Source organism: Intrasporangium chromatireducens Q5-1 (assembly GCF_000576575.1).
Taxonomy (GTDB): Bacteria; Actinomycetota; Actinomycetes; order Actinomycetales; family Dermatophilaceae; genus Intrasporangium_A; species Intrasporangium_A chromatireducens.
Window position 1 is genome coordinate 1 of the sequence record NZ_AWQS01000177.1, and the last position, 7955, is coordinate 7955.

The 7955-nt window shown below is 70.9% G+C and carries 8 protein-coding genes; 1 reads left to right on the forward strand and 7 read right to left on the reverse strand.

What is annotated here, in order from left to right; all coding sequences use genetic code 11:
* Positions 1-61: 61 nt before the first annotated feature.
* From N864_RS16470 to N864_RS16500, 7 genes are all read right to left on the reverse strand, one after another.
* Positions 62-1303, reverse strand: a complete 1242-nt coding sequence (locus N864_RS16470) for a DUF4032 domain-containing protein (protein ID WP_034719291.1) — start codon at positions 1301-1303, stop codon at positions 62-64.
* A gap of 48 nt (positions 1304-1351) precedes the next feature.
* Positions 1352-1870: a vitamin K epoxide reductase family protein gene (locus N864_RS16475; RefSeq protein WP_051518703.1), complete on the reverse strand. Its 519-nt coding sequence runs from the start codon at positions 1868-1870 to the stop codon at positions 1352-1354.
* Positions 1867-2757, reverse strand: a complete 891-nt coding sequence (locus N864_RS16480) for a DUF929 family protein (RefSeq protein ID WP_034719294.1) — start codon at positions 2755-2757, stop codon at positions 1867-1869. Before N864_RS16480 ends, N864_RS16475 begins: the two co-directional genes overlap by 4 nt.
* 199 nt (positions 2758-2956) lie before the next feature.
* Positions 2957-3940 carry a 23S rRNA (guanosine(2251)-2'-O)-methyltransferase RlmB gene (gene rlmB, locus N864_RS16485; protein WP_034719296.1) on the reverse strand — a complete coding sequence of 328 codons (984 nt, stop codon included), beginning with the start codon at positions 3938-3940 and terminating at the stop codon, positions 2957-2959.
* Between the two features lies 1 nt (position 3941).
* Positions 3942-5480 carry a cysteine--tRNA ligase gene (gene cysS / locus N864_RS16490; RefSeq protein WP_081793957.1) on the reverse strand — a complete coding sequence of 513 codons (1539 nt, stop codon included), beginning with the start codon at positions 5478-5480 and terminating at the stop codon, positions 3942-3944.
* A gap of 179 nt (positions 5481-5659) precedes the next feature.
* Positions 5660-6340, reverse strand: a complete 681-nt coding sequence (locus N864_RS16495) for an MBL fold metallo-hydrolase (protein ID WP_081793958.1) — start codon at positions 6338-6340, stop codon at positions 5660-5662.
* Positions 6337-7419, reverse strand: a complete 1083-nt coding sequence (locus N864_RS16500; RefSeq protein WP_034719298.1) for an S-(hydroxymethyl)mycothiol dehydrogenase — start codon at positions 7417-7419, stop codon at positions 6337-6339. The genes N864_RS16495 and N864_RS16500 overlap by 4 nt, the downstream gene beginning before the upstream one ends.
* A 163-nt stretch (positions 7420-7582) precedes the next feature.
* Between N864_RS16500 and N864_RS16505 the strand changes: the two genes are divergently transcribed.
* Positions 7583-7939, forward strand: a complete 357-nt coding sequence (locus N864_RS16505) for a transcriptional regulator (protein ID WP_081793959.1) — start codon at positions 7583-7585, stop codon at positions 7937-7939.
* Positions 7940-7955 lie beyond the last annotated feature (16 nt).

Sequence of the window (7955 nt, forward strand, 5' to 3'; positions counted from 1 at the left end):
GCACTGTCGATTGGGAGTGCTGCACTGTCGACGGGGAGACGCGCGCTGTCGACGGGGAGGGTCAGTCGTGCTTGGCGATGACGGGCATCTCGATCGTGTCGACCCCGACGACGGACTCCTCCTCCGGCTTGGCCGGCAGCACCGTGCGGATGTAGTCCTGGATCGCGTCCTCGATCGGCACGTCGTGGCCCGCGCGCTCGCTCATGTACCACCGGTGCTCGAGGACCTCATGGAAGACCTCCGCGGGCTCGAGCCGAGTGGTCAGGTTGCGCGGCACCGCCCTGGTAACCGGCTCGTACACCTTCGTGAGCCAGTCATGGGCGACCAGCTCCTCATCGTCGCCCTGCCGGTCGGTCGCGGCCGCGAACGAGTCGAGGTCGTTGAGCAGGCGCCGGGCCTGGTTCTCCCCCACGTCCAGCCCGGTCAGGCGCAGCAGCCGCCGGGAGTGGTGTCCCGCGTCGACGACCTTGGGCTGGATCTGGATGTGCGTGCCGTCGACGTCCGTCGTGATGCTCAGCTCGTCGACGTCGAAACCGAGGTCGTTCAGGCGCCGGATCCGCTCGTCGACGCGCCACCGGTCGCCGACACCGAAGCGCTCCGGCGCGGTGAGCTCCTCCCATAGGGAGTGGTAACGCTCGACGATCGAGGCCGCGATCTCGAACGGGTCGCCGTTCTCGAGGAACCCACCCGCCTGCAGGTCCATCAGCTCACCGGTGATGTTGACCTGGGCGAGGTCGAGGTCGTGAGCGCGCTGGCCGTCGGACAGCGACGGGTGCAGCTCCCCGGTCTCGGCGTCGACCAGATAGGCGGCGAACGCGCCGGCGTCGCGGCGGAACAGCGTGTTCGACAGCGAGACGTCCCCCCACCAGAACCCCTCGAGGTGCAGGCGCACCAGGAGCAGCGCGAGGGCGTCCATGAGACGCACCGCCGTGTCGGGGCGCAGGCTCTGGCTGAACAGGGCTCGGTACGGCAGCGAGAACTCGAGGTGCAGGGTCAGCAGGCAGGCGTCGAGCGGGGTGCCGTCGGCGGCCTCGCGCCCGTGCACGACCCCGAGCGGCTGCACCGCGGGCACGTGGAGGCGGCGCAGGTTGCGCAGCATCGCGTACTCCCGGTCGGCGATCTCGGCATTGATCTCCTTGATCGCGAGCACGCGCCGGCCCAGCCGGACGAACCGCACGACGTGCCGAGAGATGCCCCGTGGCAGCGCCGCGAGGACCTCCTCCGGCCACTCTTCGAGCGGCCGCCGCCACGGCAGGTCGAGCAGCTCGGGCGTGGGACGGGCGGTCGTGATCTGGAGGGCCACCCGTCCATCGTGGCACGGCGCGACGGGCGGCGCGCTCGCCCCAGGGGGTCAGCGACGCGCGGGCGTCGACCGGGTCGGCGGTCCGGAGAGGATCTGGCCGAAGATCACGACGAGCCACAGCACGAACGTCGTCACGTGGACGACGGTGCACCAGAGGCAGATCGCGTGGACCTTCGCCACCTCGGCCCAGACCAGGTAGACGACCATGCCGATGCCGATGGTCAACCAGCCGGTGCGTGCCCAGTCGAGCCAGGCCTCGCCGCGGCGCCAGACCGAGGGCCAGCAGAGGGCGAGCAGGACGACAAAGAAGATGAGACCGAGCGGGGCGACGGGGATCCCGAACAGCGTCGACCACTGGCTCGAGGTCACCTTGACGCAGTCGATGACCCCCGTGGTCGTGCACGCCAGCGTCGCGTTGTCGGTGAAGTGCTCGTAGGTCAGGTAGATCGAGGTCAGCAGGCCGATGACGACGAGGACCAGCGAGGTGGGGATGAGCCAGCGCGGCCGCTCACGCGGGGCGACGACCGTGGCCGCCCCGCGCGTCGAGCTCGTCACGTCGCGGGTCATTTCTTCAGCATCGCGCTTGTCTGGACGACCGCGGGGCTGGCGCAGACGTCGGAGGGCTTGTTGTCGGTCAGCGTGCAGATCTGGGCAGTGATCGCGTTGGCGTTGGCCATGATCGGCTGCCCGTAGTCACCCTTGCCCGTCATCATCTGGTCGACGATCTTCGTCCAGGCCGTGTCGTCGGTGAGGCTGACGAAGGGCTGGATCGGGACGCCGGAGCCAACGGTCTGGTTCGTGCCGTAGAACGTCCACGGGATCGCGCCCTGGCTCTGCGCATCGACGTAGGGCGGCGCGTCGTACTTCTTGAACAGCGGCTCGATGTCCGCGGGGATCTGCTCGATCTGCTTGCCGTTACGGTCCTGGGTCTCGACTGCGCGGAACGCGATGAAGTCGCTCGTGTACTTCGAGTCCTTGAAGGACACCGTGGGGATGTTGCCGTCGTTCTCGGCCGAGCGCGTCGTCGTCAGGCCCGAGAAGTTGCCGAACCGTTCGAGAGCCGCGACGAGCGACCAGCGCTCAGTGGCGCAGTAGGGGCAGAACTCGGCACCGACGTAGAGGACCTCCGGCTTGTCGCCGTTCTTGAGGACCTTGCCGCCGTCGAGCTTCTGCGGGATCGCGTTGGGCGTGGCCGGCTTGCCGGCGGCGTCGAACGCTGCGGCGGGAAGGGAGCCGAGCTTGGCCACGGCCGTGTCGGCGGCCGAGTTCGCCGAGGCGGGGGCCTTGTCCGGCTGGCTGGCGATGACGAGACCGATGACGGCGGCGATGACGACGACCACCACCGCGACGGCCGCCGTGATCAGCTGCTTCTGCTGGCGCTCCTTGCGCGCGGCCGCAGCGCGCATCTCGGCCGCCTTGCGCGTGGCCTCGGCCCGAGCTGTGTTCTTGCCCACGGATGTCCTCTTCTCGGCGACGTGTCCGGCGCCCTGCGCCGGCCTCAGGGTACCCGTCCGCCCTGTGACGGGTGCACCTCCCACCAGTCGACGATTGAAGGGGATCGGTTGTTCCCGGTGCACGGGCGCCCCACGCGGCCCGGTCTCCCGTCAGCCGCAGGAGGCGCACGCTCCCCACCACGGCGCCGACGACCCGGGCTCAGCGAGGTCGCCGCTGCCGCGCGATCTCATAGAGCGTGACGCCGGTCGCCATCCCGGCGTTGAGCGACTCCACGGCGGAGCTCATCGGGATCGAGACGATCTGGTCGCAGGTCTCCCGCACCAGTCGGGACAGGCCCTTGCCCTCGGAGCCGGTGACGACGACGAGGGGACGGTCGGCCAGCGAGAGCTCGGGCAGCTCGACGTCGCCGTCCATGTCGAGCCCGATGACGAAGAAGCCGGCCTTCTTGAAGTCCTCGAGGGACCGCGTCAGGTTGGCGGCCTTCGCCACGGGGATGCGCGCCGCTGCGCCGGCGGACGTCTTCCACGCCGACGCGGTCATGCCCACCGAGCGCCGCTCCGGCACGACGACCCCGTGCCCGCCGAACGCGGCCACCGAGCGGATGATCGCCCCGAGGTTGCGCGGGTCGGTGATCCCGTCGAGCGCGACGACCAAGGGGACCCCGGGCATTTCCGGGTCGATCAGGTCGCGCGGGTCAGCGTAGTCGTAGGGCGGCACCTGCAGGGCGATGCCCTGGTGCACGGCACCGTCGGTGAGGCGGTCGAGCTCGGTGCGAGCAGTCTCGAGGATCGGTAGGCCCCGCCCGGCCGCGAGCTTCAGCGACTCCCGGATCCGGTCGTCGGAGTCGATCCGCGTCGCCACGTACATCGCCGAGACCGGGACGTCGGCCCGGAGCGCCTCCACGACGGAGTTGCGTCCGGCCACCATCTCCGTCGCGCTCTTGCCGCGCCTCGTGGACCGGGCGCCGGTGGAGCCGCGGCCGGCCGGTGCCCGGCCGCCTGACGAGGTGCCGTGCTTGGCCGCAGCCTTCGCTCGCTTGTGCGCCGGGTGGTACTCGCGGTCGACGGCCTTGGGCGTCGGTCCCTTGCCCTTGAGGGCGCGCTTGCTGTGGCCACCCGTGCCGACCGTCGCCCCCTTGCCGCCCTTGCGGACGGCGCCCCGCCGCTGTGAGTTGCCCGCCATGTCAGACCCTTCCCGAATCGTTCGATCCAGCCGACTCCGACCCCGCCGACTCCTGCCCAGGCGAGTGCGACCCAAGCGAGCCCGACCCAGTCGCGTCCGACCCGGCCGACCGGTTCAGCGACCACCGGGCGCCCGAGGGCGTGTCCTCGATCGCGATCCCGACCGCGGCGAGCTCGTCACGGATCGCGTCCGCCTTGGCGAAGTCCCGCTCCTGCCTGGCCGACTGGCGCGCCTCGAGCGCCTGCGCCACCAGGGCCTCCAGCGCCTCCTCGGCGACGTGACTGGTCGTCCCGTCCGCGGACCGGCTCCAGTGCTCGGCCAGCGGGTTGACCCCCAGCACCTCGGCCATCGCGACGACGGCCGAGGCGGCCGCCAGGGCCGCGTCGTCGTCGCCCTCGTCCAGCGCCGTGTTGCCGGCCCGGACGGTCTCGTGGATGACGGCGAGTGCCCCGGGGACGCCGAGGTCGTCGTCGAGCGCGGCGCGGAAGTCCTCGGGAAGGTCCTCAGCGGCATACGAGCTGGCCGGAGGCACCTCGCGACGGTGCGAGACGCGCTCGAGGAAGCCCTCGATGCGCTCGACCGCGGCAGCCGCCTCCTCGAGCGAGCCCGGGTGGTACTCGATCGTCGAGCGGTAGTGGGCCGCGGTGAGGTAGTAGCGCAGCACGAGCGGCCGCGTCGTCCTGAGAAGCTCGCGGACCTCGAGCGAGTTGCCGAGCGACTTGCCCATCTTCTGGCCCTTGACCGTCACCCACGCGTTGTGCAGCCAGTAGCGCGCGAAGCCGAGCCCGGCCGCGCGCGACTGCGCCTGCTCGTTCTCGTGGTGCGGGAAACGCAGGTCGATGCCGCCGCCGTGGATGTCGAACTCGTCACCGAGGTAGCGCCGCGCCATCGCCGAGCACTCGAGATGCCAGCCCGGCCGGCCCGCACCGTAAGGGGTCGGCCACGAGGCGCTCTCCGGCTCCTCGGCCTTGCGGCCCTTCCACAGCGCGAAGTCCCGCGGGTCGCGCTTGCCGCGCGGGTCGGCGTCGTCGGCGCTGGCCATGTCGTCGAGGGACTGGTGCGACAGCGACCCGTAGTCGGGCCAGGAGCGCACGTCGAAGTAGACGTCACCGGAGCCGTCGGGCGCCGCGTAGGCGTGGCCCTTCTCGATGAGCGTCTCCATGAGCGTGACCATGTCGGTGACATGCCCGGTCGCGCGCGGTTCGTACGTCGCCGGCAGCACGCCGAGTGCCTCGAGCGCCTCGGTGGTGAGCCGCTCGTTGCGGTAGGTCAGCGCCCACCACTCCTCGCCGGCCTCGGCCGCCTTGCGCAGCACCTTGTCGTCGATGTCGGTGACGTTGCGCACGAGGGTCACCCGGTAGCCGTGGCCGATCTCGAGCCAGCGCCGCAGCACGTCGAACGCCACGGCGAAGCGGATGTGCCCGATGTGTGGCGCGCCCTGGGTCGTGAGCCCACAGATGTACATCCCGACCCGGCCCTCTTCGCGCGGGGTGAACACGCGCAGCTCGCGGTCGGCGGTGTCGAACAGTTGGAGACTCACCCGCGTGAGTCTAGTGGCGGGCCGGAGCGAGCCCGACCTCGTGACGTGGCTGGGCGGCATACCCGAGAGGTATGCCGCTCAGCTTGCTCCCGCTGGGCGCTCAGTGGCCCGTCTTCTGGCCCCTGAGCGCCTCTCGCTCCGCTCCTCGCTCGTTCCTCGCTGCGATGCTCACTCGGGGCTCAGTGGCCGCGCGCGATCCACTCGTCGAGCGACGGCGACTCCGCCCCGATCGTCGTCGAGTCGCCGTGCCCGGTGTGGACGACGGTCTCGGGCGGGAGCGGGAAGAGCTTCGTCGTGATCGAGTCGATGATCGTGCCGAAGTCGGAGTAGGACCGACCCGTCGCGCCGGGACCGCCCGCGAAGAGGGTGTCGCCAGTGAAGACGACCCCGAGCACCGGGGCGTAGAAGCAGCAGGCACCGGGCGCGTGCCCCGGTGTGTGCAGCACCTGCAGCTCGACGTCACCGACCCGGATGCGGTCACCGTCGGCGAGGCCCCGGGTCGGTTGGAGCTCCGGATGGGTCTGGTCCCAGAGGACCTTGTCGTCCGGGTGGAGCGCGACGACGGCCTCGGGGTGGGCCGCGAGCAGCTGTGGCACGACGGTGACGTGGTCGTCGTGGGCGTGCGTGAGCAGGATCGCGAGGAGGCGACGGTCGCCGATCGCCGCAAGGATCGGGGCGGCCTCGTGCGGGGCGTCGATGACGACGCACTCCTCGTCGTTGCCGACGACCCAGACGTTGTTGTCGACGTCCCACGTGCCGCCGTCGAGGCTGAAGGTGCCGCTCGTGACGGTGTGGTCGACTCGCACGCCGTGCGGGGAGACGCTCCCGACCCGCTCGATGGAGGCCCGCTCCGCGCTCACAGCTCCACCACCGACCGGAGGACCTCACCGCGCGCCATCTTGGCGAAGGCCGCCTCGATGTCGCCGAGCCCGATCCGCTCCGAGACGAAGGCATCGAGGTCGAAGCGGCCCTGCTTGTAGAGGTCGACGAGCATCGGGAAGTCCCGGCTCGGCAGGCAGTCGCCGTACCAGCTCGACTTGAGCGCGCCACCACGGCCGAAGATGTCGATCATCGGCAGGGTGACCTGCTTGTCAGGGGTCGGAACGCCGACGAGGACGACGCGGCCGGCGAGATCCCTTGCATAGAAGGCCTGCTCGTAGGTCTCGGGCCGTCCGACGGCCTCGACGACGACATCCGCGCCGTTGCCGCCGGTCAGCTCGCGGATCGCCTCGATCGGGTCGGTCCTGCTCGAGTTGACGGTGTGCGTCGCACCGAACTGCTTGGCCTGCTCGAGCTTCGCGTCGTCGATGTCGACGGCGATGACCGTCGTCGCGCCCGCGATGGCCGCGCCTGCGATGGCCGCGTCACCGACTCCGCCGCACCCGATGACCGCGACGGACTCGCCGCGCTTGACCTCACCCGTGTTGACGGCAGCACCGAAGCCGGCCATGACACCGCAGCCGAGCAGCCCGACGGCAGCCGGGTCGGCCTCGTCGACCTTGGTGCACTGGCCCGCCGCGACGAGCGTCTTCTCGATGAAGGCGCCGATCCCGAGGGCCGGCGTGAGCTCGGTGCCGTCGGTCAGGGTCATCTTCTGCTTTGCGTTGTGGGTCGCGAAGCAGTACTGCGGCTGCCCCTTGCGGCACGCCCGGCACTGCCCGCAGACGGCCCGCCAGTTGAGGATGACGAAGTCGCCTGGCTTGACCTCGGTGACGTCGTCCCCGACCGCCTCGACGATGCCCGCCGCCTCGTGCCCGAGCAGGAACGGGAAGTCGTCGTTGATCCCGCCCTCCTTGTAGTGCAGGTCGGTGTGGCACACGCCGCACGCCTGGATCTTCACGACGGCCTCGCCCGGGCCGGGATCGGGCACGACGACGTCGACGAGCTCGACGTCGGCTCCCTTCCGGCGGCTGATGACTCCCTTGACGGTCTGGGACATGACCCATCCTCCTTGAGTGCGTGCGGTAGTCCCACCCAAGCCGCGGCCCCGCGGCGCCGCAAGGGGCCCGTATGCCGCGAAGTGGCGTCGTCGCTGGTCAGCGGGCTTGCGCTGGGGTTTCCCCCGAGGAAAGTCGGGCGGGTCGGCGCCGTAGGATCTGGGCGTGCCCAAGCCCCTCTTCGACCAGCTCGTCCACGAGCCGAGCCGCCTGCAGATCTGCGGGCTGCTCGCCCCCGTCATCGAGGCGAGGTTCGCGACGGTCCGCGACGCGACGGGCCTGACCGACTCGGCCCTCTCGAAGCACCTCAAGGCGCTCGAGGCGGCCGGCTACCTGCAGGTCCGCAAGGAGCGGGCCGGGTCACGCTCCGTGACGATCATCGGGCTGACCGAGATGGGCCGGCACGCGTTCTGCGGCCACATGGCGGCGCTGCAGAGGTTGGCCGGGGTGGCCTCGGTGCGGGGGCGAGCGCCGGCTGCGGGGTCCCGCCGCCGCCTGCTGCTGGAGCGCTCCCACCCCTGACCCGTCGAGAGGCCAC